This is a genomic window from Staphylococcus pseudintermedius, assembly GCF_001792775.2.
Taxonomy (GTDB): Bacteria; Bacillota; Bacilli; order Staphylococcales; family Staphylococcaceae; genus Staphylococcus; species Staphylococcus pseudintermedius.
In genome coordinates this window covers 17,576-43,246 of sequence record NZ_MLGE02000002.1, presented here as the reverse complement: position 1 = coordinate 43,246, position 25,671 = coordinate 17,576, and the positions used below count along the sequence as shown (strand labels likewise).

The 25,671-nt window shown below is 38.1% G+C and carries 28 protein-coding genes; 16 read left to right on the top strand and 12 right to left on the bottom strand.

Annotated elements, in window-relative coordinates; all coding sequences use genetic code 11:
* A complete protein-coding gene (locus BJK46_RS01930) occupies window positions 1-786 on the top strand; it encodes a TIGR01457 family HAD-type hydrolase (protein ID WP_037543552.1) in 786 nt (261 codons plus the stop codon).
* A 6-nt stretch (window positions 787-792) separates the two neighbouring features.
* Window positions 793-1,758 carry a 2-hydroxyacid dehydrogenase gene (locus BJK46_RS01925; protein WP_014614430.1) on the top strand — a complete coding sequence of 322 codons (966 nt, stop codon included), beginning with the start codon at window positions 793-795 and terminating at the stop codon, window positions 1,756-1,758.
* Between the two features lie 584 nt (window positions 1,759-2,342).
* On the opposite strand, the gene BJK46_RS01920 is transcribed toward BJK46_RS01925, so the two are convergent.
* Entirely contained in the window at window positions 2,343-2,585 is a 243-nt protein-coding gene (locus BJK46_RS01920; protein WP_014614429.1) for a NifU family protein, read from the bottom strand.
* A gap of 103 nt (window positions 2,586-2,688) precedes the next feature.
* On the opposite strand from BJK46_RS01920, the gene BJK46_RS01915 reads away from it, so the two are divergent.
* Complete coding sequence (locus tag BJK46_RS01915; RefSeq protein ID WP_103263528.1) at window positions 2,689-3,018, top strand: YuzD family protein; 330 nt, start codon at window positions 2,689-2,691, stop codon at window positions 3,016-3,018.
* Between the two features lie 360 nt (window positions 3,019-3,378).
* Here the strand turns inward: BJK46_RS01915 and BJK46_RS01910 are convergent, their stop codons facing one another.
* The gene (locus tag BJK46_RS01910) at window positions 3,379-4,443 is read right to left on the bottom strand and encodes an NAD(P)/FAD-dependent oxidoreductase (protein WP_015728861.1); all 1,065 of its coding nucleotides are present in this window, start codon (window positions 4,441-4,443) and stop codon (window positions 3,379-3,381) included.
* Between the two features lie 290 nt (window positions 4,444-4,733).
* Here BJK46_RS01910 and BJK46_RS01905 point away from each other — a divergent pair, with 290 nt between their 5' ends.
* From BJK46_RS01905 to BJK46_RS01880, 6 genes are all read left to right on the top strand, one after another.
* A complete protein-coding gene (locus BJK46_RS01905; RefSeq protein ID WP_014614426.1) occupies window positions 4,734-4,970 on the top strand; it encodes a YuzB family protein in 237 nt (78 codons plus the stop codon).
* 12 nt (window positions 4,971-4,982) lie between these two features.
* The gene (locus BJK46_RS01900; RefSeq protein ID WP_014614425.1) at window positions 4,983-5,342 is read left to right on the top strand and encodes a HesB/IscA family protein; all 360 of its coding nucleotides are present in this window, start codon (window positions 4,983-4,985) and stop codon (window positions 5,340-5,342) included.
* Between the two features lie 420 nt (window positions 5,343-5,762).
* Window positions 5,763-6,965 (top strand): NAD(P)/FAD-dependent oxidoreductase, encoded by a 1,203-nt coding sequence (locus tag BJK46_RS01895; protein ID WP_014614424.1) that lies wholly within the window; start codon window positions 5,763-5,765, stop codon window positions 6,963-6,965.
* A 264-nt stretch (window positions 6,966-7,229) separates the two neighbouring features.
* Window positions 7,230-8,717 carry a leucyl aminopeptidase family protein gene (locus tag BJK46_RS01890; RefSeq protein WP_096533205.1) on the top strand — a complete coding sequence of 496 codons (1,488 nt, stop codon included), beginning with the start codon at window positions 7,230-7,232 and terminating at the stop codon, window positions 8,715-8,717.
* Window positions 8,718-8,851: 134 nt separating this feature from the next.
* Window positions 8,852-10,168, top strand: coding sequence for a Na+/H+ antiporter family protein (locus BJK46_RS01885; RefSeq protein WP_103263527.1), 1,317 nt, complete (start codon window positions 8,852-8,854; stop codon window positions 10,166-10,168).
* A 23-nt stretch (window positions 10,169-10,191) separates the two neighbouring features.
* On the top strand, window positions 10,192-10,569 hold the full coding sequence (locus BJK46_RS01880) for a PaaI family thioesterase (protein WP_037543544.1): 378 nt from the start codon (window positions 10,192-10,194) through the stop codon (window positions 10,567-10,569).
* A gap of 940 nt (window positions 10,570-11,509) precedes the next feature.
* Here the strand turns inward: BJK46_RS01880 and BJK46_RS01875 are convergent.
* The 8 genes from BJK46_RS01875 to kapB all read right to left on the bottom strand — a co-directional run bounded on the left by BJK46_RS01875 (window position 11,510) and on the right by kapB (window position 17,787).
* On the bottom strand, window positions 11,510-11,866 hold the full coding sequence (locus BJK46_RS01875; RefSeq protein WP_014614420.1) for a Na+/H+ antiporter subunit G1: 357 nt from the start codon (window positions 11,864-11,866) through the stop codon (window positions 11,510-11,512).
* On the bottom strand, window positions 11,844-12,137 hold the full coding sequence (locus tag BJK46_RS01870) for a Na(+)/H(+) antiporter subunit F1 (protein ID WP_014614419.1): 294 nt from the start codon (window positions 12,135-12,137) through the stop codon (window positions 11,844-11,846). The genes BJK46_RS01875 and BJK46_RS01870 overlap by 23 nt, the downstream gene beginning before the upstream one ends.
* A complete protein-coding gene (locus tag BJK46_RS01865; protein WP_014614418.1) occupies window positions 12,137-12,616 on the bottom strand; it encodes a Na+/H+ antiporter subunit E in 480 nt (159 codons plus the stop codon). The genes BJK46_RS01870 and BJK46_RS01865 overlap by 1 nt, the downstream gene beginning before the upstream one ends.
* Before the next feature lies 1 nt (window position 12,617).
* Window positions 12,618-14,117 (bottom strand): Na+/H+ antiporter subunit D, encoded by a 1,500-nt coding sequence (locus BJK46_RS01860; protein WP_014614417.1) that lies wholly within the window; start codon window positions 14,115-14,117, stop codon window positions 12,618-12,620.
* Window positions 14,107-14,454 (bottom strand): Na+/H+ antiporter Mnh1 subunit C, encoded by a 348-nt coding sequence (mnhC1, locus tag BJK46_RS01855; protein WP_014614416.1) that lies wholly within the window; start codon window positions 14,452-14,454, stop codon window positions 14,107-14,109. Before mnhC1 ends, BJK46_RS01860 begins: the two co-directional genes overlap by 11 nt.
* Entirely contained in the window at window positions 14,454-14,900 is a 447-nt protein-coding gene (locus BJK46_RS01850) for a Na(+)/H(+) antiporter subunit B (RefSeq protein WP_014614415.1), read from the bottom strand. The genes mnhC1 and BJK46_RS01850 overlap by 1 nt, the downstream gene beginning before the upstream one ends.
* On the bottom strand, window positions 14,863-17,280 hold the full coding sequence (locus BJK46_RS01845; protein WP_014614414.1) for a Na+/H+ antiporter subunit A: 2,418 nt from the start codon (window positions 17,278-17,280) through the stop codon (window positions 14,863-14,865). Before BJK46_RS01845 ends, BJK46_RS01850 begins: the two co-directional genes overlap by 38 nt.
* A gap of 126 nt (window positions 17,281-17,406) precedes the next feature.
* Window positions 17,407-17,787 (bottom strand): sporulation phosphorelay system protein KapB, encoded by a 381-nt coding sequence (gene kapB / locus BJK46_RS01840; protein ID WP_014614413.1) that lies wholly within the window; start codon window positions 17,785-17,787, stop codon window positions 17,407-17,409.
* A gap of 73 nt (window positions 17,788-17,860) precedes the next feature.
* On the opposite strand from kapB, the gene BJK46_RS01835 reads away from it, so the two are divergent.
* The 4 genes from BJK46_RS01835 to BJK46_RS01820 all read left to right on the top strand — a co-directional run bounded on the left by BJK46_RS01835 (window position 17,861) and on the right by BJK46_RS01820 (window position 20,376).
* Window positions 17,861-18,454, top strand: a complete 594-nt coding sequence (locus BJK46_RS01835) for a peptidylprolyl isomerase (RefSeq protein WP_014614412.1) — start codon at window positions 17,861-17,863, stop codon at window positions 18,452-18,454.
* A 21-nt stretch (window positions 18,455-18,475) separates the two neighbouring features.
* A complete protein-coding gene (locus tag BJK46_RS01830) occupies window positions 18,476-18,736 on the top strand; it encodes a DUF1871 family protein (protein ID WP_014614411.1) in 261 nt (86 codons plus the stop codon).
* Between the two features lie 183 nt (window positions 18,737-18,919).
* Window positions 18,920-20,110: a formamidase gene (gene fmdA / locus BJK46_RS01825; RefSeq protein ID WP_103263526.1), complete on the top strand. Its 1,191-nt coding sequence runs from the start codon at window positions 18,920-18,922 to the stop codon at window positions 20,108-20,110.
* Entirely contained in the window at window positions 20,110-20,376 is a 267-nt protein-coding gene (locus tag BJK46_RS01820) for an FmdB family zinc ribbon protein (RefSeq protein WP_014614409.1), read from the top strand. Before fmdA ends, BJK46_RS01820 begins: the two co-directional genes overlap by 1 nt.
* A 61-nt stretch (window positions 20,377-20,437) precedes the next feature.
* Here the strand turns inward: BJK46_RS01820 and BJK46_RS01815 are convergent, their stop codons facing one another.
* Window positions 20,438-20,638 (bottom strand): cold-shock protein, encoded by a 201-nt coding sequence (locus tag BJK46_RS01815; protein ID WP_014614408.1) that lies wholly within the window; start codon window positions 20,636-20,638, stop codon window positions 20,438-20,440.
* Between the two features lie 633 nt (window positions 20,639-21,271).
* Here BJK46_RS01815 and BJK46_RS01810 point away from each other — a divergent pair.
* On the top strand, window positions 21,272-21,517 hold the full coding sequence (locus BJK46_RS01810) for a hypothetical protein (RefSeq protein WP_014614407.1): 246 nt from the start codon (window positions 21,272-21,274) through the stop codon (window positions 21,515-21,517).
* Window positions 21,518-21,951: 434 nt separating this feature from the next.
* Here BJK46_RS01810 and ygs read toward each other — a convergent pair whose 3' ends face one another.
* A complete protein-coding gene (gene ygs / locus BJK46_RS01805; RefSeq protein WP_014614406.1) occupies window positions 21,952-22,341 on the bottom strand; it encodes a S1 domain-containing post-transcriptional regulator Ygs in 390 nt (129 codons plus the stop codon).
* Between the two features lie 409 nt (window positions 22,342-22,750).
* Here ygs and pruA point away from each other — a divergent pair, with 409 nt between their 5' ends.
* Both pruA and BJK46_RS01795 read left to right on the top strand, forming a co-directional pair.
* Window positions 22,751-24,295 (top strand): L-glutamate gamma-semialdehyde dehydrogenase, encoded by a 1,545-nt coding sequence (gene pruA / locus BJK46_RS01800; RefSeq protein ID WP_014614405.1) that lies wholly within the window; start codon window positions 22,751-22,753, stop codon window positions 24,293-24,295.
* 175 nt (window positions 24,296-24,470) lie between these two features.
* Window positions 24,471-25,670, top strand: a complete 1,200-nt coding sequence (locus BJK46_RS01795; RefSeq protein ID WP_015728871.1) for an ornithine--oxo-acid transaminase — start codon at window positions 24,471-24,473, stop codon at window positions 25,668-25,670.
* Window position 25,671 lies beyond the last annotated feature (1 nt).

Sequence of the window (25,671 nt, the reverse complement as noted above, 5' to 3'; positions counted from 1 at the left end):
ATGAAAGCATACAAAGGCTATTTAATCGACTTGGATGGAACGATGTATAAAGGTAATCAAAAAATTGAAGGTGCATCTGAATTTATTGATTACTTAAATGAAAATCAAATTCCACATTTATATGTGACGAATAACTCAACGAAAGCACCAGTCGATGTAGTGGAAAAACTAACGACGATGGCCATTGACGCAAAGCCACAAGAAGTCATTACGTCAGCAATGGCAACAGCAGATTATATCCATGGTGAAAAACCAGGTGCCACAGTTTTTATGATTGGGGGCTCTGGATTAGCGACAGCATTAGAAGAGGCGGGCTTACAACTTGAAAATGACATCAATGTCGATTACGTCGTTGTAGGTTTGGACGAAGCGATTACTTATGAAAAACTAACGACAGCAACGTTAGCCGTTCAAAACGGTGCGACATTTATTTCTACCAATCCGGACCCATCGATTCCTAAAGAACAAGGCTTTTTACCAGGCAACGGTTCTTTGACAAGCGTTGTAACGGTATCATCTAAACAACAGCCGATTTTTATTGGTAAACCTGAAACACCTATCATGGAAAAATCGTTAGAAGTGCTACAACTGAACAAAGATGAAGTGGCGATGATTGGTGATTTATACGACACGGATATTATGGCAGGAATTAACTTCGGCATCGATACGATTCATGTTCAAACAGGTGTAACGTCGAAAGAAGAAGTCATGCAACGTGACGTACCGCCGACTTATAGTGTGAAAGATTTGAATGAGTTACGTGAACAATTAATCAAAGGCGAGTGATGAGAGATGGAAAAAATTTTAGTAACGCGACGTATTCCACAGAAATTTGTAGAACGACTTGAAACTTTAGGTGAAGTTGAAATGTGGGATCATGAATTGACACCTATGCCACGTGAGAAATTTATAGCAGCAGTCCAAGATAAAACAGCGATACTTGTCACGTTAAGTGAAAAAATCGATGCCACTTTATTTGAAGCGGCGCCGAATTTGAAAATTGTCGCAAATATGGCTGTAGGTTTTGACAATATTGATTTACAAGCAGCAGCGCAACATGAAGTCGAGATTTCAAACACACCACATGTGCTAACTGAGACAACAGCTGAATTAGGCTTTGCGCTTATGATGGCAACGTCCCGACGTATCGTAGAAGCAGAAAAATATGTTCAAGATGGCAAATGGGAAAGCTGGGGCCCTTATTTGTTAGCCGGTAAAGATATTTATCAATCTAAAGTTGGTATTTATGGAATGGGTGAGATCGGTCGTGCCTTTGCGCGTCGTTTAAAAGGATTCCACGCTGACATTTTGTATCACAACCGTTCGCGAAATATTCAAGCCGAACAAGAATTAGGTGCGTTTTACACATCATTTGATAAATTGATTAAAGAAAGTGATTTTGTCATTTGTACGGCACCGTCTACACCTGACACGCAAAATAAATTCAATAAAGAAGTATTCAAGAATATGCGTAAGGATGCGATTTTCATTAATATCGGTCGTGGGGATTTAGTTGTTGAAGAAGATCTCGTTGAAGCGATTGAAACAGGAGAAATTGCCGGCTGTGGTTTAGATGTCGTGCGCGATGAACCAATTCGTACAGATCATCCGTTACTGCAGTATCCGAACGTCATTGTAACACCACATATCGGTAGTGCGACTGTACTCACACGTGACCAAATGATCCAAACGTGTTTATTAAATATTAAGGACGTTTTAGAAGGTCAAAAACCGCGCAATCAAGTTAAAATGGGTTAGCATTTCAACATAAAAAAGAGCTGGGATTATTGTCTTTTCCCAGCCTTTATCTATTCATTAAAGATTATAAAACAGCAGAAAAAAGAGGATGAATTGGATGAAAAATTGATGCTATTGTTTTTCTGGATTATATAAACTTGCTCTTAGTTTTACTTTATTTAATGTAAGATTGCCTAGAAAGCTGAAACTCGTGAGGAATTGACTACATACTGCTAACTGTCACTTTTTTACATTAAAAGTGGTTACCGTTTAACGCAGTAGCTGTCTGACTTCTCAATGCGCATGCTTTTGAGAAGTCTAGTCAGCCTTGCGGGGCAATACGACGACATCTTTGTGACACAAACGCTTTCTTTACTACTCTCAAAATCCAATTCGGTATCTATCTTGTTTACATTATAATCAAGTCGAATTGAGTTGAAGGTTCAGTCCCTGGGAACGCGTAGCCATGAGTGCAATCATAAACACAAATGGTAGGATATGAGGGCGAGTTAAACCAGAATGCTGCACCAATAGCATCAAAAATTTTTTTGTGTCTCATCTTCTTTTTTTCTCATATGAAATACGACATTGAATTAAACATGTTGTTAGAATACTTGTTCGACCTCGACAACACCTGGTACTTCTTCTACTAATGCACGTTCAATCCCAGCTTTTAAAGTAATTGTACTACTTGGGCATGTGCCACAAGCACCGAGTAATTGAAGTTTTACAATACCATCTTCCACGTCGACAAGTTCACAGTCGCCACCGTCACGTAATAAGAACGGGCGTAATTTCTCAATGACTTCTGCAACTTGGTCGTACATTGTAGCATTTTCAGTTGGCATGCGTAATGCCTCCTTTCAAATTTAAATGGTTCATTTTATCCTTATCTTTTTATTATAATAGAATCAGTACAAAAAATCTATCGAATCAATTAGGGGGATGGCTATGAAAAAAGTAAGTGTCGTTGTGTATGGTGCAGAAGTCGTTTGTGCAAGTTGCGTGAATGCACCAAGTTCGGAAAACACGTATGATTGGTTGAAAACATTATTACCACGAAAATATCCAAACATCGATTTTGAATACACATATATTGATATTATGGGGGCACAAGATAATTTGTCAGATCATGATATACAGTTTATTGAACAAATTCAAGAAGATGAATTGTTTTACCCATTAGTGACGATGAACGATGAATATGTGGCAGATGGTTATATTCAATTGAAACCAATTAAACGTTTTATTGAACGCAACTTTGATGTATCCGCAGAATAGGAGAAGTAGAGAACAATAGCGGGGTTAGGGCATAGAAGGTTTTTAGCCTTAATTCTTTCGTAAGTTTCATGATTCATTAATGATTTTAAAGCAGTCGGAAAATGAGGGTAAATGGGATAGAAAAAATTGATGCTATTGTTTTTTGATTTCATAAACTTGTTCTCAGTTTCACTTTATTTGATATCAGATTTTATTTGATGCACTTTTGAGTTGATTTCCGTAACATTAGGGCGTGATTGTAGCACCTCTAATATAAAAATGCCAAAATGGGCACGCATTCCGAGGATGAGCCTATAGGAACGTAAGCTCGTTTTGGCATTTATAAAATTAGCGTTTAAATGAACAGTAAAAGTTCAATTTCTATCCGTTATGATATTTATACAACCAAAGTACGCCTGATTTCAAGATGGAAGCTAAACGTCCAGTTACCGTTGTATCCATCAAATAAGCAAAACCTTTCTTTTCACCTAAAGAACCTAGAAAACCTTGAATCTTAATTTCAGGCATTTTTTCAGGTAAATTTTTCCCTTTCCACAATGTCGTTAACACCATCGCGATTTGGTCAGCTTGTTCTTCAGCGAGTTGTGCGCTCGGGGCATGTGGCAAGTTCGCACAGTCTCCAACAACATATACATTAGGATACGTTGGGATTTGGTGATATTGGTTCACCATCACGCGATTACTACGACTTAAGTCAACAGGCAGATTTCGCACGATTTCGACAGGTTGAATTCCTGCAGTCCAGACGATGAGGTCGTGTTCATTTTTCGTTTCTTTATTATAAAGTATACCTGGTTCAACTTTGACGATATCCGAATTAGGCACGACTGTGACATCGTGTTGATCGAACCATTTTTTAACATAATTACTTAATTTTTCAGGGAATTGATTTAAAATACGCTCACCGCGATCGTATAAGTAGATTTTCAAATCGCTACGACTTTCGCGTAATGCACTCGCGAGTTCGATACCACTTAAACCAGCACCGACAATACCGACAGTTGCATTGGTAGGAAGATCAGAAATGTCGTGGTAAGTTTTACGAGCGTCATGTAAAGTTTGGATGCTGTACGTATATTCTTTAGCACCTGGGACATTGTGGTATTTATCTTCGCAGCCTAGACCGATCACTAGTTCATCGTAATCGACTTTTGTTTGACCTACAGAAATGATTTGATTGTCTAAATCGATATCTGTAATTTCTCCGTATACTGTGTGGGTTCTGTCATGTTGTGGGAAATTAACACGTACCTCTTTATCAGATTTAGAGCCAGCAGCTAATGCATAAAATTCTGTTTTAAGCCCATGGTAAGGCATCCGGTCGATTAACGTCATATTATAATCATTTGGAAGCGCGTCTGGTAAAATTTTAGACATAATGCGCATGTTACCATAACCGCCGCCTAGCAATACTAAATTCTTCATTTTGATACCCCTCTTTAGTGATGTATATTCCGATATCTATTTCAGCAATGGACTCCACACAAAACGAAATAGGCACCGTTCAAGTTATTGATCATAGCTCTAAATTTAATTATATCCCTTTTTCGAAAGCCACACAAACAAAGGAAAACACGTGCTTTCAAAATTTTTCACAAACCAACTTTGTCAATCCAATCGATGCGTATGATGAAGCGTTAACATGAGCCGTCTCATAGATGTCCGTTCTAAAATTTGTTATACTGATAACATTAAAACATAGAAGAGGGTGTAAAATGAATCCGATTGTCGAGTTTTGTATTTCTAATATGGCGAGAGGTTCAGAAGTTGTTTACCAAACTTTAGAAAATGATCCGGGAGTGGATGTTCTAGATTATGGTTGCCTTCAAAACTGTGGGATTTGTTCGTCGGGACTCTACGCACTTGTGAATGGTGATATAGTTGAAGGTGATACGCCAGACGATTTATTGCAAAATATTTATAAGCATATAGAAGAAACGTGGACTTTTTAAGGAGGCTAAAACATGGCAGTAGTCAATTTGACAGAAGCAGCAGCATATGAAGTGAAAGATATGTTGAAGCAAAATGATATGGCAGATGGTTATTTAAAAGTGAAAGTAAACGGTGGGGGTTGTACAGGTTTAACGTACGGCATGACTGCTGAAGCTGAACCAGGTGAAAATGATGAAGTACTTGAATTTTTCGGTTTAAAAGTACTTGTAGATAAAGAAGATGCGCCGATTTTAAATGGCACAACTATTGACTTTAAACAATCTTTAATGGGTGGCGGTTTTCAAATCGATAATCCGAACGCGATTGCATCATGTGGTTGTGGTAGCTCATTTAGAACAGCGCAGGCGGCAGGTTCACCAGAAAGTTGTTAATCGAGTGAATGGTGGACAACATCCTTTTTAATGCGATTTATGTCATGCTTAAAAAGACTGAAATGTAACATATGAAAGCAACTACAGAGTGATATTGAATATCCGAGACTCTTCGCCATATCGAATTGTCTCGGTTTTCTTCGTATGACACGGATGCATTCAAAATGAGATCGAGTAGGTGGCATAGCATAGGCTAAGCGTACTTACAATGATTTGACGCGTCACAATATTTTTTTAAGATGAGCGACAAAAATAATGAAAATCTGTTGAAAACTTATAGGGTATTAACTTGAATTCAATAATAAAAAACTATACACTAATGAATGACAATATTTTACAATTTTGTGTACTGTAAAAATTGAGAGGGTATACAGTATTATTGGAATTTGATTATATTTACGAAAGAATAGGTGAATGCAAATGGCAGAACGTAAAAAAGTACTTGTTTTAGGTGCTGGTTATGCGGGCTTACAAACTGTTACAAAACTTCAAAAAAAATTATCAGAACAAGACGCACAGATTACTTTAATCAACAAAAACGACTATCACTATGAAGCAACTTGGTTACATGAAGCTTCAGCAGGTACATTAAATTATGAGGACGTCTTATATCCAATCGAAAACGTGTTGAAAAAACATGTTGATTTCGTTCGTGCGGAAGTAACAAAAATCGACCGCAATGCGAAAAAAGTTGAAACAACACGCGGTATTTTCGAATATGATATTTTAGTTGTTGCTTTAGGTTTTGAATCAGAAACATTTGGCATTGAAGGTATGAAAGAACACGCTTTCCAAATCGAAAATGTCAATACTGCGCGTCAAATCTCTCGCCATCTTGAAGATAAATTTGCAAATTATGCTGCATCAAAAACAAAAGACGACAAAGACTTAGCGATTCTTGTCGGCGGAGCAGGATTCACTGGAATTGAATTTTTAGGTGAATTAACAGACCGTATTCCTGAACTTGCTAACAAATACGGTGTAGAACAAAGTAAAGTAAAAGTTACTTGTGTAGAAGCTGCGCCAAAAATGTTACCAATGTTTTCTGATGAGCTTGTTAGTCATGCAGTGAGCTATTTAGAACAACGCGGTGTAGAGTTCAAAGTCGGTACACCTATTGTTGCAGCAAATGACAAAGGTTTCGTTGTTAAAATTAATGATGAAGAGCAACAATTAGAAGCGAACACTGTCATTTGGGCTGCAGGTGTTCGTGGTAGCCAATTAATGGAAAAATCATTCGAAGGCGTTAAACGTGGACGTATTGTAACGAAACAAGATTTAACTATCGAGGGTTACGATGACATCTTCGTCATTGGTGACGTCTCTGCATTCATCCCTGAAGGTGGCGATCGTCCATTACCAACAACAGCTCAAATCGCAATGCAACAAGGTGAAAAAACAGCTTCTAACATTGTGAATATCTTAAAAGGTGCACCAACAGAAGACTTCAAATATAGCGATCGTGGTACAGTATGTTCATTAGGTCGTCATGACGGTGTGGGTATCGTTTATGGCCGCGAAATTACTGGTAAAAAAGCAGCATTCATGAAACGTGTCATTGATACACGTGCCATCTTTAAAATTGGTGGTTTAGGTTTAGCTTACAAAAAAGGTAAATTTTAAGCATTAATCAACCCTGCTTTGATTCGACGATATTAAAATCAGGAGTCTCACTGAGTAAGGTTTTGAAATAACGCATTGATGATGAAACGGTATGACTTTTATCAGTCCAATGCTTGATTAGAGAAAAAGATTTTAAGCATACGGTATACATATACAGTGTAACAAAATGTATATGATAACTGCAGGGAGTGGAAAAGGGATCTAAATGTCATATTTAGGTTGCTCTTCTACTCCTTTTTTACATATTAAAAAGGAGTGAAAGTGATGCCTTCACAGCAAACAGAAACAGCAGCTGCGATCATTGCAGGTGTTCCAGAACATTTAAACCAATATTTCGATGTCGTGAAACAGGATACGGCATTTTTCGAAGCATTGACGGAATTAAAAGCACATCATCTCATCAGTTCAAAAGTAGGTGAAATTGCGTCAACTGGAGTCACAATAGAAAATCAAATGTATCGTTTAATTACGGTAGGTCTCGGTAATTTGAACCAATTGAAAGCACAAGATTATTTGAAAATATGGGGCAAATTATTCCAATATTTACAACAAGGTGCGATTGCTAAAATCAATTTAAAAGTGAATACATTTTTAGCCAAATCACTAGAATCAGAAACGATATTTAAATTAATGGGTCTTCAAAGTGAACAGGCGATTTATCAATTTGATGATTATAAATCTGATAAAAAAGCACCGTTCCATCTTAAAATGGTATTGGATTGTGACCAAGTGTCAGACTATACAGATCCAATTGAAGTGGGACAAAAGTTAGGTCGTGCCGTTAACCGCGCGCGTGATTTGAGTAATACACCACCAAATATTATGACGCCTGCTTATTTAGCTGAAACGGTTGAACAGTATTTTAAAGATACAGCAGTTAAAGTCCACATTAAAGATGAACACGCGATTGTACAAGAAGGATTCGGATTAGTCCAAGCTGTCGGCAAAGGGTCTGTACATCCTCCGCGTATGATTACATTAGAATATCAAGGAGATCCGGACCATGAAGATCGAGTGATCGCTTTAGTCGGTAAAGGGATTACGTACGATTCAGGTGGTTATTCCATCAAATCTAAAAATGGCATGCCGTCAATGAAATTTGATATGAGTGGTGCGGCTAACGTCATTGGTATGGTTGAAGCAATCCGAGCATTGAAACTCAAAGTGAATATTGTAGCCGTTATTGCGGCAGCAGAAAATATGATTGCGAATAATGCGATGAAGCCGGATGATGTATTTACAGCGCTCAGTGGTGAAACCGTCGAAGTGCCGAATACCGATGCGGAAGGGCGTTTAGTGTTGGCTGACGCGACGTTTTATGCGAACCAATACAAGCCCGAGATGATTATGGACTTCGCAACATTGACAGGAGCGGCAGTTGTTGCATTAGGTGAAGATAAAGCAGCCGTGTTCCAACATCGTGTCCAACCAGAAGTGTTGAATCAAATTTTACAAACTTCTCAAATTTATGAAGAACCTGTGTTTGAGTTGCCGATTACTGAGACAGAACGTAAAAATATTAAAGCATCAGATGTGGCAGATTTAACGAACCATGTCAATGCGCACGGTAAAGCTTTATTTGCGGCAGCATTTATTATGCATTTCAGTGGTCAAACACCACATCTTCATTTTGATATTGCGGGACCAGCAACAATCAATAAAGCGACACATAAAGGTCCAAAAGGTCCAACAGGTTTTATGATTCCTACAATTGTCACATGGTTGAAAAATCAATACGGTATGAATCAGTAAAGAAAGGGGGAGTGTGCCATGAATTTGTGCCACTCCCGCTTTAATTTTGATGTAGTAAGCATTGACGAATGACGTGACAACTGTTACCATTATACCCATACGCTTTATCTCGATAATGAATTAAAGGAGATAGAATAATGAATGCTGTGTTAATAGCGGTCGTCATCATGATAGTGCTCTGTTTATGTCGGCTCAACGTCGTCATTAGTTTATTTATTAGTGCACTCATCGGCGGATGGATTGCAGGTCTGCCATTTGATAAAACGATTACAACTTTTACAGAAAATATTGTGGATGGGGCAGAAGTAGCGCTCAGTTATGCTTTACTCGGTGGCTTTGCTGCACTCATTTCATACAGTGGGATTACAGATTATCTCGTACGTAAAGTGATTTTATCTATTCGTGCAGAAGAGACAAAAGTTTCGAGAATTAAAGTGAAAGTACTCATTATCGTGAGCTTACTATTACTGAGTATCATGAGTCAAAACGTGATTCCAGTCCATATTGCTTTTATTCCAATTGTGATTCCCCCTTTATTAAGCTTATTTAATGAATTGAAAATCGATCGCCGCTTAATTGCGATGATTATTGGTTTTGGTCTATGTTTTCCGTATGTCTTATTACCATTTGGCTTCGGTCACATTTTCCATGAGATCATTCAAAAAGGATTTGAAAAGGCACACCATCCGATTGAATTTAATATGATCTGGAAAGCAATGCTCATACCAGCATCAGGTTATATTATCGGACTTATTATCGCCATGTTTTATTATCGTAAACCGAGAACGTATCGGGAAACGGCAGCGCAAGAGGAAGAGGTGGTTGTGGATTTAAAACCATCTGTCATTATCGTTACGGTTGTTGCGATTTTAGCTACATTTCTCGTTCAAATGTTCTCAGATTCAATGATTTTCGGTGCATTGGCAGGGGTGCTTGTCTTTTTCATTTCTGGTATTTATTCTTGGCGCAAACTCGACGACCAATTTGTGGATGGCATTAAAATTATGGCTTACATCGGCGTCGTGATTTTAACTGCGAATGGTTTTGCAGGTGTGATGAATGCGACAGGTGATATTGAAAAGTTAGTGACCGGCTTAACTACGATTTCAGGAGATAATTTATTGGTAAGTATTGTACTCATGTATCTCATCGGTTTAGTCGTGACTTTAGGAATTGGTTCTTCATTTGCGACGATCCCAATTTTAGCCGCGCTCTTTATACCGTTTGGTGAAGCAATGGGAATGAGTACGATGGCATTAATCGCATTAATCGGTACAGCGAGTGCACTTGGGGATTCAGGTTCTCCAGCGAGCGATTCGACATTAGGACCAACAGCAGGACTCAATGTAGACGGTCAGCACGATCATATTCGTGATACGTGTATTCCGAACTTTGTCTTTTATAATATACCACTCATTATTATGGGAACGATTGCGGCACTCGTATTATAATAATAGAAAAAGGAGTGACCCTCATGACAAACTTAATCGAGTTATTAGAAATGAAAGTCGAAGCACAGGAGGACGGCTATTTGAAAATGTCGATGCCTGTGACGGATAAAGTCAAACAGCCATTTGGTTATTTACATGGCGGAGCATCACTCGCATTAGGGGAAACAGCATGTTCGCTAGGCTCGGCCCATTTAATAGACACTTCGACGCATATTCCTTTAGGGTTAGAAATGAATGCGAACCATATCAGTTCAGTCCGTGAAGGTGTCGTTTATGCAGAAGCACGCATTTTGCATCAAGGTAGTACAACGCATGTGTGGGACATTCATATTAAAAATCAAGCAGGGCAGTTGATTTCAGCTATGCGCGGTACGATTGCGATTAAACCATTGAAGCAGTAATTTGAGAGAAGGGCAGATATAGAAAATTTTGAAGCTATTGATGTAGTATTTTGTTTAACTTGCCCTCCATTTGATTTGTGGTTTTTGATTGCCATCATGGCTTTGCATTCCGAGGGGCTAGTCCTTCAACTCACTAATGCTGGATTAAACTGCTACATTTGTTGAGGCGTTAGTGGATTTTGGGAGCAGTACAGAACCCTCATGTGTCACAAAGATTTCGTCGTACTGCTTCCGCAAGGCGGGCTGGACTTCTCAAAAGTGTATACATTGAGAAGTCAGACCGCTACTGCGATAAACAGTAGCCACTATTAAAGTGTAGAGGTCACTGTAAGCAGTATGCATGCATGCATTCCCACAGGCGTCTCAGCCTTCTGAACAACCTTATAGTAAACATTTTGAGGGCATGTTTATGAAATGAAAACAATTCATAGCATCCCATTTTTTATGTCCGATTCATCCCTATTATTAACGGTTGAATCATCATTAATCGATAAAAGTTCATGAAAGGGTAGGAACTGGGAAAACTTAATGCGTCATCCCCTTTTCCTATGATAAAAGAAAATAATAATAATCAAAGTTTTTATGCCTCATCCTTCTCACGTTTTCTCTTTTTGAACAAAGATACCACAACATTACGTAAGAGTAGTAAAACTAAAAAGTCAATAGGAACTTGTACTGCGGTTGTACTGAATCATTGCAAGAAGACGCAAACTAAAAAGAGCAATAACCTCAAAATCAAATAAGTGAAAATAAGCTTGAGCATTCTATCCCCTCATATGAAAATGTTACTATGATATTATAACGAAATTTGTATTTATGTAATCATAAAGATTTAATAATCAAAAGAACATTCCAAAATATAAAATCAATATAAAGAAACGGCTAGGACACAAATACTCCTAGCCGTTTCTTTATATTGATTAGACAAGATGCGCTATCTCTATAATTTTGTACCTTTCATGTCTTCTTTAATTTCATCCAGCTTCAATCGTTTAGAAGCGGGTGTTTTGAGGTTATACGCTGCTTTCAATACGAGATGACTTGCTAAAGGACCTGTAATAAATACAAAGACAATCCCGATAATTAATTGAAAGTTGACGTAGCCTTCTTTACCGATGAAATAAATAAATGTCCCGGTTAATAACAACATTGCGCCAAGTGTTGAAGCTTTACCCGCAGCATGCGCACGAGAGTAGACATCATCGAGACGTATCATTCCAATGGCTGCGAGGGCACTAAATAACGCACCGACGATAACAAGAATCAACCCGATACTAATCGTGATCGTTTCTGTCATGTTCAATCACCTGACCTTTATCCATAAATTTGGCGAACACGGCTGTACCTAAAAAGGCTAAAATCCCAATTAAAAGAATCGCTACAATCATATAATGTGTACCTAAAATAATTGAGAACAATCCGATGACCGCCATTAACTGAATGCCAATCGCATCTAATGCCACGACACGATCTGGCAATGTAGGACCAAGAATCACACGGACAAGCATTGCTAAAATCGATAAAACGACGATGACTAAAGCAATAATGATGAAAATATCATAGTTCATTACGATTCGCCCACCTCTCTCACTGCTTTTTCAAGAGAGCCTTTAATTCCAGCAACTTCTTCTTCTTTTGTCGAGAAGTTTAAACAGTGAATATATAAACGTTTCATATCATCATTAACCCCGATGACGACAGTACCAGGTGTTAATGTGATTAAATTTGATAATAACGCGACTTGCCAAGGGTGCTCTAAGTCTGTTTCATAAACGAAAAAAGCAGATTCATTTTTAATGCGTGGTTGAAGGATAATACGCAATACATCAATATTCGCTTTGATGAGTTCGAGTAAAAAGACAAATACGAGTTTAATGACTTTGTATAGCGTAATCACGTAAAAGCGTCCAGGTAATAGTTTACGCATTAAAAATACAAGTAATAAAGCGAAAAGATATCCTAAGACGAAAGCGTTCATCGTATAACTGTCAGAGACGAACAACCAAAATATCGCTAAAAATAAATTGATGACGATTTGTATTGCCATATTACTGCACCCCCAATACGCTATGAATATACGTGTCTGGTTGATAGAATGACTTCGCAGCTTCTGCAACGATTGGATACAGTTGTCCTGCTGTCAGACCAAAGACCACCGAAATAACGACTGCTAAAACACTCACGGCTAATAAACCGCGGTGATGTAAGCGTGGGTTGTACACATAGCCGTAACTTTTACCAAAGAAACCACGTAAAAAGATGTTGATAACTGAATAAAGTACAACTAGGCTTGAAAGCAGTACGATTATACCTGTCGCATAGAATCCTTCTTCAAATGCAGCTTGCACGATGTAAAGTTTGCCATAAAAACCACTTAATGGCGGAATCCCAGCTAAACTTAATGCCGCAATGAAAAATGTCCAACCTAATAATGGATAATGATGAATCAGACCACCAAATTTACGTAAGTCCGTTGTTTTCGTAATTTTAAACATAATCCCAATCAGGAAAAATAGCGCGGCTTTAATTAACATATCGTGAAGGGTGTAGTAAATAGCACCGACCATACCTGATTCGTTCATTAAGCCCACACCAACTAAAATGACGCCAATTGCAATCATAATGTTGTATAAAATAATACGCTTCGTATCACGGAAACCGACTGCACCGACTGAACCAAAAATAATGGTTAACAATGCGAGTGCTAAAATCGTGTAGTGTGAGAAAGTCAATGTATCATGGAAGAATAAACTCATGACACGTGCAATCGCATAAACGCCGACTTTTGTAAGTAGGGCACCGAAAAACGCAATAATGGCAAATGGTGGCGCATAGTAAGCCCCTGGTAACCAGACATACATTGGGAAGACCCCAGCTTTTGTCGCAAATACAAAGATGAATAAAATAAATGCGACACTGAGTAAACCTGGATGATCTTCAGAAAGGGTATTTAATTTTAGACTAATGTCCGCTAAGTTCAATGTACCGACGATAGAGTATAAAATGCCGACCGCCATGACGAAAAAGGCAGAAGAGACGACGTTCACTAACAAGTATTTAACACTTTCTTGAAGTTGAATTTTAGTGCCACCAATCACCATTAAGCTATAAGATGACATTAAAAATACTTCGAAAAAGACGAATAAGTTAAAGATATCGCCTGTAATAAATGCACCGTTAATCCCTGTGAGCATCATCATGACTGTGAAATAGTAATAATATGTTTCACGATGTAACCCAATCGACTGGTACGAAAATAAAATAATCAGTAACGTAATAATAATGCTAGTTGTCACAAGAAGGGCACTAAATAAATCGAGTACGAAAACGATACTATAGGGTGCCTCCCATGACCCCAATCTTAAAACAATCGGATGACCGCTTTGCCATACGTTCACTAAATTCCATATCGAAAATGCTAACGTGACAAGCGTTCCAGTTAATGCGATGTAACGTTTAATAAAAGGTCGGAGTCCACTGACAATTAACAGAATCGCTGTCATAATTGGGACAACTAACACCATAATGATTAAGTTTTCATTCATCATCTTCTTGTGGCACTCCTTTCATTCTTTCTACGTTGTCTGTTCCTAATTCTTTATAACTTCTGAAAGCGAGTACTAAGAAAAAGGCAGTAACCGCAAATGAAATAACAATCGCTGTTAAAATTAATGCTTGTGGGATCGGATCTACATAATCAGAAACGCCTTTTTCATAAATAGGGACGTTCCCGTTTTTAAGTCCACCCATTGTTAAAATAAATAAGTTTGCAGCGTGTGATAATAATGTTGTACCGATAATAATTCTGATCAAACTTTTAGAAAGAATGAGGTACACACTGATGGAAGTTAACAAGCCGCAAACGACGATTAAAACAATTTCCATTACTCATTCTCTCCAATCGTTAGAATAATTGTAAGCACTGTGCCGATAACGACAAAAAGGACGCCGGTATCGAAAATCACAGCTGTATGCACATGCATCGGTTGTAACAATGGCAACGGAATATCCACAGACGTATGTGTGAAGAAGTTTTTACCATATGTCCAACTAAGCATAGGTGCACCGACACAAAACGTTAAGCCTACAGCAATTAACTTTTTGAAATCCCACGGGAAAACTTTACGCAATGTTTTAACGTCAAATGCCACTGCAATTATGACGAGCGCACTTGAGACGAGTAAACCACCGATAAAGCCGCCCCCTGGTGTATAATGTCCAGCTAAGAAAAGTGAGAAGCCGAACATCATAATTAAGAAAAAGATAATTAATGATGAATACTGCGCAATTAAATCATTTTTCTGTCTGTTCAACTTTCTCAACCCTTTCATAACCGTTTTTATGTTTCGCACGTAATTTAATTAATGTGTAAATGCCCATACCTGCAATACCGAGTACAGATGATTCGAACAATGTATCGGTACCACGGAAGTCGACAAGTATCACGTTCACCATGTTTTTACCTTCAGCTAAGTCATACACATGTGCTTTGTAGAATTCACTAATAGATTCGAAGTGGCGGTTGCCGTATGCGATTAAACCTAACACAATCACCACTGCACCGACCCCAATAGAAATGATCATATTAACGACACGATAGCGTACAGATTCGTTGTAACGACTCATATTAGGCAAGTGATAGAAACAAAGTAAGAACAATGCCGTTGAAATCGTTTCTACGACGAATTGAGTTAAGGCAAGGTCAGGCGCATTAAAGAAAATAAAGAAAATCGCCATAGAGTATCCGACAGCACTTAACATGATAATGCTGAACAATCGTGAACGCGCAAAAATAATCATAATCGCCGCAATCGTAATCGTAATTACTGATACAAATTCATAAAGTCTGATAGGCGAAACTTTCATAAAGTCAACTGTGAAAGGTACGAAAATCAGTGTCACAAAAGTAAGGACAATCATCATGAAAAAGATAATGACTAAATTGTTGCGATTGAAACCTGTCATATAAGTACGCGTAATTTGTGTCGCGTAGTACGGCGTGTAACGTCCTGTTTGGTTATACCAATGATTTAAGGTCAATGCGTTTGGAATACCTCTTAGTATTGGTACCCAACGTTTGGCCGTCAATATGAGTACAGCACCGACAACATAAATGACTAAAGTTGCGATAAGTGCTGGTGTGAAGCCGTGCCATAAATGGAATGACGCACTCACTTCATTGGTGTTCGCAATGGATTTAACTGCAGGTTCAACGAGTGGTGCAGAGACAATACTAGGGAATAATCCAATCAAAATGACTAAACCGGCTAAAATCGCTGGTGAAATATTCATCAGTATTGAAGCTTCATGTGCTTTGTTCGGAAGTACATCAGGTTTGTGATCACCTAAGAAAATTTCCACAATAAATTTAAACGAATATACAAATGTGAAAATACTTCCGACAATCGCGACGATAGGGATTAACAAGCCGACTGTGTTTAAACTAAAAACAGAGGCGTGTGTTACTTCTATCATAGATTCGATAAAGGCTTCCTTAGATAAGAAACCGTTAAATGGGGGCACCCCCGCCATACTTAATGACGTAATGATAGATAAAGTGAATGAAATTGGCATGATCGTCATTAAGCCACCGAGTTTACGAGTATCACGCGTTCCCGTCGCATGGTCCACGGCACCTGTAATCATAAACAGTGCCCCTTTAAATGTTGCGTGGTTGATAAGATGGAAAATCGCTGCACTGTATGCGGCTAGGTATAATTGACTTTCATCGCCTTGGAAATGATAGCTCACTGCACCAATACCGAGCATCGACATGATCATCCCGAGTTGAGAGACAGTTGAAAATGCTAAAATCCCTTTAAGATCTTGTTGTTTCGTCGCATTAAGCGATCCCCAGAAAAGTGTCACGAGACCAAATGCGGTTACAGCCCAAATCCATCCTTGTGACACTGCAAAAATCGGTGTTAAACGGGCAATAAGATAGATACCTGCTTTAACCATTGTTGCAGAATGAAGATATGCACTGACTGGTGTCGGTGCTTCCATCGCATCGGGTAACCAAATGTAAAATGGAAATTGTGCAGATTTTGTCATTGCACCAATAATCACAAAAATCATGGCGAGTAGAAAAATCGGTGACGTTTGAATCTGATCAACGTTATCGATAATGTCACGAATACGCCATGTGCCTGAAGCGAGGTAAAGTAAAATGAAACCACCGAGTAGTGATAAACCACCAAAAACGGTAATCATCATCGACTTCATCGCACCATACAGTGACTTGTCTTTGTGTCGCCAAAAAGAAATCAATAAGAAACTTGAAAATGATGTTAACTCCCAGAAGAAATAAAGGACGAGTAAATTATCAGAGAGGACGACGCCGAGCATCGCACTCATAAACATTAACAAGTAACAATAAAAATGGCCGAGTTGTTCTGATTGGCTTAAATAACTAATTGAATATAGTACAACAAGACTCCCAATGCCAGTAATCAGTAAACTAAAAAGTAAACCTAGACCATCGACATAAACGTCAAAGTTCATCCCAATTTGTGGCATCCAAGCAGCAGACTGTTCTGTAAATTGCCCGGACATTGTTGGTTTAATATAAGATAAAAAATAAGCAAACAATACGACCGGTATCGGTAAAACAAACCAACCGAGATGGATGCGTTTGTAGTAGCGATACAATATCGGAATGAGTATTGCGAATATTAACGGCAACAGTACCGCCATATGTAACCAACTCATAAATTGCCCTCCTTTAAAAACTACGATAAATCTATTATACATGATTGTGAAACGTCTGAAAAACATGGCTATACATAGATGCGTCTAGATTTCAATCACTTTTAAATAAGAAGAAACACGTCAATATTATGAAAAATTTGTTTTATATTGGCGTGCATAATCTTCTTTAAGTTGCGCCAAACAATTTAAGGATGCATGCGCAAAAGGGGTATCCATTTCTTGTAATTGATGTTCGAGTGTAGTAATCGCACGTTGCAGAGTCACTGTATACTCTTCAATGTCACCTTCAAAAGGTTTTAAGCGACTTGGAGACGTAAATCTTTTTTCATAGAGACTTAACGCTTTTCGTTCATGGAAAAAGACTCCTTCAACTTCATTTGGATTGTGGAGGTCGCCTTGTTTCGGGTGTTTAATCACTTGTAGCACTTTGACTAATACCTGATCCCCGTTTTCTTCTACGACCTCTACAGCATAGACACCAGTTTTATGTGCAAATCGATAAAGCATGTCAATACCATCCTCTCTCAAATATGTTAAAATAGTTATATACAACAGTTTATCACGAATGGAGTATTAAAAAATGACTAACTATCCACAATTAACGAAAGAAATTCAAGAAAATGAAATTAAAGTCATCATGCATACGAATAAAGGGGACATGACATTAAAGTTATTCCCTGAGATTGCACCTAAAACAGTTCAAAACTTTGTTGAGCTTTCTAAAAAAGGTTACTACGATGGGATCACGTTCCACCGTGTCATCAATGACTTTATGATTCAAGGTGGTGACCCGACTGGTACTGGTATGGGTGGCGAAAGTATTTACGGTGGCCCATTTGAAGATGAATTTTCAATGAACGCATTTAACTTATACGGTGCGTTATCAATGGCCAATGCAGGTCCAGGTACGAACGGTTCACAATTTTTCATCGTTCAAATGAAAGAAGTGCCTGCACAAATGGTAGACCAACTTGTTGATGGCGGCTGGCCTAAAGAAATCGCTGAAGCATACAAAGAAAAGGGCGGTACACCTTGGTTAGATCAAAAACACACAGTATTCGGTCAATTGATTGAAGGTGAAGATACTTTAGAAGATATCGCAAGTGTTAAAGTCGGTGCACAAGACAAACCAATGTACGATGTTGTCATTGAATCGATTGACATTGAAGAATAATCAATGAATGGAGGTCATCACGTGGCAAATAATGATTTGAATATTCGATTGTATCAATATTTAGCGGATTGGAATCCTATGCAATTTGATGACCCAACAATGGGAGACGCAGAAGTTTACGAAATGATGGATGCAGTACATCAAATAGGCGAGGCAGAAGCCGTTGCACAAGCGTTTCAACAGATTTATCAATTTTCCTTTGACGAAACGTTATCGTATGATGTTTGTTTGGTGAAAGCGACAGAAGCGGTCAACATGCAAACGGAATGCAATATTTCTTAATGAATAGTGAAGTCGGTAAAGATCGAGAGTGATTTTTATCGGCTTTTTCTTTTAGTCTATCAAGTGCTACAGTCTATTTTATTGGAATTTAATTGTAAAAATAGTGTACTTTTTCGTTTTGTGGGTAAAAGAATCTTAAGTGATGGAAGATTCTGTCATATCCAAACAATAGGGGGAATTGTCATGTCGAAAAAGTTATTTAGTATTGATTTAAATAAGAAAATGGACGAACAAGCACATCCAGGACACAATCGTTGGCATCCAGATATTCCAGCAGCATTTTCAGTCGAGCCAGGAGAAACGTTTCGTATGGAATGTTTGGACTGGACAGACGGGCAAATTTCAAACAATGATGATCCGAGTGACATTAAATATGTGAATCTCAATCGTGTTCATGTGTTAAGTGGTCCGGTGTATGTGAATGGTGTCGAACCCGGCGATTTATTAGTCGTTGATATTTTAGATGTCGGTGCCTTTCCAGAACATGAATGGGGCTTTAACGGTATTTTTGACAAGACAAATGGGGGAAGTTTTTTAGTCGATCATTATCCGAATGCACAGAAATCGATTTGGGACTTTCATGGTATTTTTGCATCAAGTCGACACGTACCCGGTGTTGAGTTTGTAGGTGTTATTCATCCGGGTTTAATTGGTGTTGCACCGTCTCAGGACATGTTAGTAGAGTGGAATAGAAGAGAACGCGCATTTGTAGATACTGATCCGAATCATGTGCCACCGCTCGCGAACTTACCGACTGAAGATGCGGTCGTACTTGGCACTTTAAAAGGAAAGGACTTTGATCGTGTCGCTAAAGAAGGTGCGCGTACCGTACCTCCACGCGAAAATGGTGGGAATTGTGATATTAAAAACTTATCCAAAGGTTCTCGAATTTATTTTCCAGTATATGTTGAAGGTGCAAAATTATCAGTAGGTGACTTACATTTTTCACAAGGAGACGGTGAAATTACTTTTTGTGGCGGTATCGAAATGCCTGGATGGATTGATTTGAGAGTGAACGTGATTAAGGAAGGCATGGAAAAGTATCAAATTAAGAAAAATCCAGCGTTTAACCCAAGTCCAGTATTGCCAAACTACTCAGACTATATTGTGTTTGAAGGCATTTCGGTCAATGAATTTTCGGGGAAGCAAACCTATTTAGATGCTAATACAGCCTATCGCAATGCATGTTTAAATGCAATCGAATTTTTAAAAACACGGGGCTTTACTGGTGAGCAAGCCTACATGTTACTCGGATCAGCACCTGTGCAAGGGACTGTTGCAGGCATTGTTGACGTTCCGAACGCATGTTGTACAATCGCCATACCACGAGAAATCTTTAAACCAGGCGTAATACCAGAGAAGGATGCGTTCTAATGCCAAATTACTCTTATACGTGTAGGAACTGTGGTACATTTACAATTCGGCAAAACATTTCAGAACAACATGAAACTGTACCGTGTCCATCGTGTCATCAAATCGCTAAACGTGAATTTCTCCCATTTCAAACGTACAAAATGGATCATCGTGTTAAACAACGTATCGAAAAAGGCCAGCAGCCACGTCTTGTTAAAAGAGAAGCCTTGCCTAAAAAGCCACCGCGAGCACCACAAGTGACACGACCATGGATGGCAGGTCATTAAAAGAACGTAAAAAAAGAGACGGGGCATCACGCCTCGTCTCTTCTATATTAAATGATTTAGATTACATTTTAACAACGTTTGCTGCTTGTGCACCACGTTCGCCTTCAACGATATCAAAGTCAACATTTTGACCTTCTTCTAAAGATTTGTAGCCATCTCCAACGATTGCTGAGAAATGTACAAATACATCGTCGCCGTTTTCTCTTTCAATAAATCCAAAACCTTTTTCTGCGTTAAACCATTTTACTGTACCGTTATTCATATAGAATACCTCCACGTGCTTTTGCACAAATATTTGCAATAAATTCATTGATTAAAAAAGAGGATATTCTAAACAAATACACTACATTTAAATTCAAGTTCTTTTATTACGATAACCTAACTATACGCTTTTGTTTGCATAAAGTAAAGCATTATTATTTTTCATTTCTTGAAAATAGCAACATAAAACACCTTTGAAGTCGGGCGCACGTAAGCACGAAAAAATTTAAAAAAAGATGGAATTAAGAACTTTTGTCAGCGGATTTTCATATTTTTGATTGTGGCTGGTCGTGAAAATAAAACAGAATGATAAAAAGAGCAAGCGCACAACAACGATATTGACAATGGAGTTTTTGCGCAGTATATTTAAAATAAAGATAGAGAGAGATTTTTGTGAGGGATGCGTTCCTTAATAAATGTCGGAATATTTTAAAATTTATTTGAGCATCGCATAAGGTGGCTAGCCAAAGCGGGTACTTTGAATTTTACAGACTTACTGATTGAGTTGATTCGAATGCGCAGGGGATCATGCATTTAAAAATCATTTTACATTAATTGTAAGGGAATGAAAAAAATGAACATTTTAATGGGAATCTTATTGTCACTATTTATTTTTGTCACAGGTGTTCTCTTTATGAAATTTAACAGCACGTTTTGGAATAATCCACTGTTACTCATTTTTAAAAATAGAAATGATGTGAATCAAATAACGGGAAAATCGTTCATAGCTATGAGTCTATTGTATTTCATCATTGCTATCCTATATCATCCGACGATATCGAGTATGGTTGTATTGTACTTAGTTTTAGCCCTCATTGATTTCATTGTCGTTGGTTTGGTGATTCATTCGAAAAATAGAAAAAATATTAAAGTACAGTAACTTTATAAAAATCAGTAAAGGGACTTAAAGTTCACAAAACATGAATTTTGAGTACCTTTTTTTATAGTTGATCTTTCGGTAAAATGGGGGGTGTAAATCACATAATAGAGTGATTAAATTAAAACAAAATGTGCTACTCATTCGTCATCACAATGTTTTTAACTGTTTTTTTAGAGATAGCAGAGAATTGCTCTCGTGTTGAGATAAAACGAGATGGACAACTAAAAAGTAACAACCGACTGAGTGGTCTATTAATGAATCGAGGAAAATATCCATCCATGTCAATTTTTACTATTAATAATAAGGACTCAGCTCTAGCTATCTTGCTACTGTCACCGCGCTGTATATGTAACCCCAAAGAACTCAAACCGCACAACTCCCAAAAAAAGCCAAATAAAAAAGCCAATGCACAAACTGTACATTGACCTCAAGCGTTATTTAGACTCATATTTCATCTTCTTTTTGGACTGTTTCACCCAATATGGCAAACGTTCCTCTAATGTTCGAAACCCATATTTCTCAGTTTCCTGAATTTCATCCAATACTGAATATTTACCTTTCTTACGCTCATAATTTTTAAAATAATCATTATCCTTCAGAGATAAATTTAATTTTCCGTTGTGATCAATCGAGATGATTTTAGCTTTTACAGTTTGACCTGGTGACAAAAGCTTCTTTAAATTATGTACATAATCATCCATGATTTCGGATATATGAATGAGTCCTTCAGTACTGTCAGGGGTCTCGACGAAAGCGCCGTAGGGTTGAATACCAGTCACGCGTACTTTGACATGTTGCCCAACACGATACTGTCTTTTCAACATTCATAACCCCTTATCGATTAGTTTTTAACATTTTTATCATAGCACATCTTTGAAGAAACTCCTAACCATTCGTAATTCGAAATTGATTTTTTAACGCTCACGAAGAATTGTATATGAAGGGCACTGGATTGTTACGGATTTATGTTATAAAAGTATCGTGAAAATTGATTAATTTGCTAGAGAAAGACTATTGCAAAAACAAGGTTAAAAAGGCTATAATGGCTTATAAATGAAAGCGCTTAATCAATATCGATTGACTCAAAATGATTCGAGCATGTGAGTACCTCATGGCATGTGACACGAACGGTTTTTAGGTTGATGCAAATAGTGTTTTCTTTTACAAATATGTCATAAATATGTCATGATAGATGTAAGGGTTTTCTTATTATAAACAAAGGAGGATTTTTAAATGATTCCATATCAACACGAACCATTTACAGATTTTACGAAAGAGGAGAATCGCGAGGCTTATTTTCGTGCATTAGAAAAAGTTGAAGGTGAACTCGGGAAAGATTATCCACTCATTATTGGTGGAGAGCGCGTATTCACTGAAGATAAAACACGTGTATACAATCCTTCAAATCGCGAAGAAACAATCGGGTATGTTTCAAAAGCAACGAAAGAACATGCACAACAAGCGTTAGATGCAGCGAAAGAAGCGTTTAAATCTTGGAGAAAAGTAGATCCAAAAGTACGCGCAAATATTTTATTCAGAGCTGCTGAAATTACACGTAAACGTAAGCATGAATTCTCTGCATTACTTTCAAAAGAAGGTGGTAAACCTTGGAAAGAGGCAGATGCAGATACAGCAGAAGCGATTGACTTTATGGAATATTATGGTCGTCAAATGCTTGAACTTAAAGACGGTAAACATGTAAACAGTCGTCCTGGTGAATACAATCAGTTTGACTACTTACCTGTAGGTGTCAGTGTTGTTATTTCTCCATGGAACTTTGCCTATGCGATTATGGCGGGTACAACGTCAGCACCACTTGTAACAGGAAACACAGTATTATTAAAACCATCTTCTAATACACCAATTATTTCTTATAAATTTATGGAAGTTTTAGAAGAAGCTGGTTTACCAAAAGGGGTTGTGAACTGGATTCCTGGTTCTTCAAGTGAAATTGGTGACTTCTTAATTGAAAACAAAGATGTGGGCCTCATTTCATTTACAGGTTCTAAAAAAGTCGGTAAAGAAATTATCCAAAAAGCATCTGTCATTCAAGAAGGTCAAAATCATATTAAACGTGTCATTGCTGAAATGGGTGGTAAGGATGCGATTATCGTCGACAACGAAGCGGATTTACAAGTTGCGACAGATGCTATTGTCTACTCAGCGTTCGGTTTCTCTGGCCAAAAATGTTCAGCATGTTCACGTGTTATCGCGCATCAAGACATTTATGATGAATTGTTAGAGCGCGTTAAAGAAGCAACTGAAAAAATTAAAGTAGGTAATGCTGCAGAGCCAGATACGTATGTCGGACCAGTCATTGACCAAAAATCTTTAGACAAAATTAAAAACTACATCGAAATTGGTAAAGGTGAAGGCCGTCTTGTAACAGGTGGTAATACAGATGAAGCAGTCGGTAACTTTGTCTATCCAACTATCTTTGCTGATTTAGATCCAAATTCACGCGTGATGCAAGAAGAAATTTTCGGACCAGTTGTCGGTTTCACTAAAGTTAAAGACTTTGATGAAGCAATTGATGTCGCAAATGATACAGAATACGGTTTAACAGGTGCCGTGATTTCAAACAACCGTATGAAGTTAGAACAAGCGCGTCGTGACTTTATGGTCGGCAACCTTTACTTTAACCGTGGCTGTACAGGTGCAGTTGTCGGTTACCAACCATTTGGTGGCTTCAAAATGTCAGGTACAGACTCAAAAGCAGGCGGACCAGACTACTTAGTATTACACATGCAAGGTCGTTCAGTATCAGAACATCTATAATGATGAATTAAATAACACAAATGTACAGGACATAATGTATTGTACTGATGTAGGGTAAATCATTTGTAAGTATCGTTCACTACTTGAATGACAGGTGTTGAGTGATGCGAATAATCGATTTGCCCTACACTTTCATGTGAAGAGATGTACGTATTGTATTTAAGGAGGAGATTGCATGGTAACAAAATCTGAAGAAATCATTGAAAAAACGAATCATTATGGGGCGCACAACTACTTACCGCTTCCAATCGTGATTGCCGAAGCTGAAGGGGTATGGGTGAAAGACCCAGAAGGCAATCGTTACATGGACATGTTGGCTGCATATTCAGCAGTCAATCAAGGGCATCGTCACCCTAAAATTATTCAAGCTGTTAAAGAACAAGCGGATCGCGTGACACTTGTTTCACGTGCTTTCCATAGTGACAATTTAGGCGAATGGTATGAAAAAATCTGCAAATTATCAGGTAAAGAGAAAGCCTTACCGATGAATACAGGTGCAGAAGCGGTAGAAACAGCATTAAAAGCTGCGCGTCGTTGGGCGTATGAAGTAAAAGGTATAAAACCAAACGAAGCTGAAATTATTGCGATGGTCGGTAACTTCCACGGACGAACAATGGCACCAGTATCACTTTCATCAGAAAAAGAATATCAACGTGGTTATGGTCCACTGCTAGAAGGTTTTCAAAATGTTGAGTTTGGTAACATTGATAGTTTAAAAGCCGCCATTAATGAAAATACTGCTGCTGTGCTGATTGAGCCGATTCAAGGTGAAGCAGGGATTAACATTCCACCAGAAGGCTATTTAAAAGCAGTGCGTGAACTGTGTGACGAACATAACGTATTATTCATTGCAGACGAAATTCAAGCTGGTTTAGGTCGTACTGGTAAGTTATTCGCGACAGACTGGGATGGTGTGAAACCAGATGTTTATATTTTAGGTAAAGCACTCGGAGGCGGTGTATTACCTATCTCAGTTGTACTTGCGGATAAAGAAGTACTGGATGTCTTTACACCAGGTTCACATGGTTCGACTTTCGGAGGGAATCCGTTAGCATGTGCCGCTTCACTTGCTGCACTCGACGTGATTGTTGATGAAGACTTACCAGGGCGCTCACTTGAACTCGGTGAATATTTCAAAAATGCATTACTTGAAATTGATCACCCGGCGATTAAAGAAGTACGTGGTCGTGGTCTCTTTATCGGTGTGGAATTACATGAAGATGCACGTCCTTATTGTGAACGACTTAAAGATGAAGGACTTTTATGTAAAGAAACACACGATACAGTCATTCGATTTGCACCCCCATTAGTCATCACAAAAGAAGAGTTAGATTTTGCGATTGAAAAAGTGAAAAAGGTGTTCGCACAGGGGTAAA

Bases quoted from the DNA above. Each gene is read 5' to 3' on its own strand.
- BJK46_RS01930 (WP_037543552.1), top strand. From the start codon at position 1: ATGAAAGCATACAAAGGCTATTTAATCGACTTGGATGGAACGATGTAT.
- BJK46_RS01925 (WP_014614430.1), top strand. From the start codon at position 793: ATGGAAAAAATTTTAGTAACGCGACGTATTCCACAGAAATTTGTAGAA.
- BJK46_RS01920 (WP_014614429.1), bottom strand. From the start codon at position 2,585: ATGCCAACTGAAAATGCTACAATGTACGACCAAGTTGCAGAAGTCATT.
- BJK46_RS01915 (WP_103263528.1), top strand. From the start codon at position 2,689: ATGAAAAAAGTAAGTGTCGTTGTGTATGGTGCAGAAGTCGTTTGTGCA.
- BJK46_RS01910 (WP_015728861.1), bottom strand. From the start codon at position 4,443: ATGAAGAATTTAGTATTGCTAGGCGGCGGTTATGGTAACATGCGCATT.
- BJK46_RS01905 (WP_014614426.1), top strand. From the start codon at position 4,734: ATGAATCCGATTGTCGAGTTTTGTATTTCTAATATGGCGAGAGGTTCA.
- BJK46_RS01900 (WP_014614425.1), top strand. From the start codon at position 4,983: ATGGCAGTAGTCAATTTGACAGAAGCAGCAGCATATGAAGTGAAAGAT.
- BJK46_RS01895 (WP_014614424.1), top strand. From the start codon at position 5,763: ATGGCAGAACGTAAAAAAGTACTTGTTTTAGGTGCTGGTTATGCGGGC.
- BJK46_RS01890 (WP_096533205.1), top strand. From the start codon at position 7,230: ATGCCTTCACAGCAAACAGAAACAGCAGCTGCGATCATTGCAGGTGTT.
- BJK46_RS01880 (WP_037543544.1), top strand. From the start codon at position 10,192: ATGACAAACTTAATCGAGTTATTAGAAATGAAAGTCGAAGCACAGGAG.
- BJK46_RS01875 (WP_014614420.1), bottom strand. From the start codon at position 11,866: ATGACAGAAACGATCACGATTAGTATCGGGTTGATTCTTGTTATCGTC.
- BJK46_RS01870 (WP_014614419.1), bottom strand. From the start codon at position 12,137: ATGAACTATGATATTTTCATCATTATTGCTTTAGTCATCGTCGTTTTA.
- BJK46_RS01865 (WP_014614418.1), bottom strand. From the start codon at position 12,616: ATGGCAATACAAATCGTCATCAATTTATTTTTAGCGATATTTTGGTTG.
- BJK46_RS01860 (WP_014614417.1), bottom strand. From the start codon at position 14,117: ATGATGAATGAAAACTTAATCATTATGGTGTTAGTTGTCCCAATTATG.
- mnhC1 (WP_014614416.1), bottom strand. From the start codon at position 14,454: ATGGAAATTGTTTTAATCGTCGTTTGCGGCTTGTTAACTTCCATCAGT.
- BJK46_RS01850 (WP_014614415.1), bottom strand. From the start codon at position 14,900: ATGAAAGGGTTGAGAAAGTTGAACAGACAGAAAAATGATTTAATTGCG.
- BJK46_RS01845 (WP_014614414.1), bottom strand. From the start codon at position 17,280: ATGAGTTGGTTACATATGGCGGTACTGTTGCCGTTAATATTCGCAATA.
- kapB (WP_014614413.1), bottom strand. From the start codon at position 17,787: ATGCTTTATCGATTTGCACATAAAACTGGTGTCTATGCTGTAGAGGTC.
- BJK46_RS01835 (WP_014614412.1), top strand. From the start codon at position 17,861: ATGACTAACTATCCACAATTAACGAAAGAAATTCAAGAAAATGAAATT.
- fmdA (WP_103263526.1), top strand. From the start codon at position 18,920: ATGTCGAAAAAGTTATTTAGTATTGATTTAAATAAGAAAATGGACGAA.
- BJK46_RS01820 (WP_014614409.1), top strand. From the start codon at position 20,110: ATGCCAAATTACTCTTATACGTGTAGGAACTGTGGTACATTTACAATT.
- BJK46_RS01815 (WP_014614408.1), bottom strand. From the start codon at position 20,638: ATGAATAACGGTACAGTAAAATGGTTTAACGCAGAAAAAGGTTTTGGA.
- BJK46_RS01810 (WP_014614407.1), top strand. From the start codon at position 21,272: ATGAAATTTAACAGCACGTTTTGGAATAATCCACTGTTACTCATTTTT.
- ygs (WP_014614406.1), bottom strand. From the start codon at position 22,341: ATGTTGAAAAGACAGTATCGTGTTGGGCAACATGTCAAAGTACGCGTG.
- pruA (WP_014614405.1), top strand. From the start codon at position 22,751: ATGATTCCATATCAACACGAACCATTTACAGATTTTACGAAAGAGGAG.
- BJK46_RS01795 (WP_015728871.1), top strand. From the start codon at position 24,471: ATGGTAACAAAATCTGAAGAAATCATTGAAAAAACGAATCATTATGGG.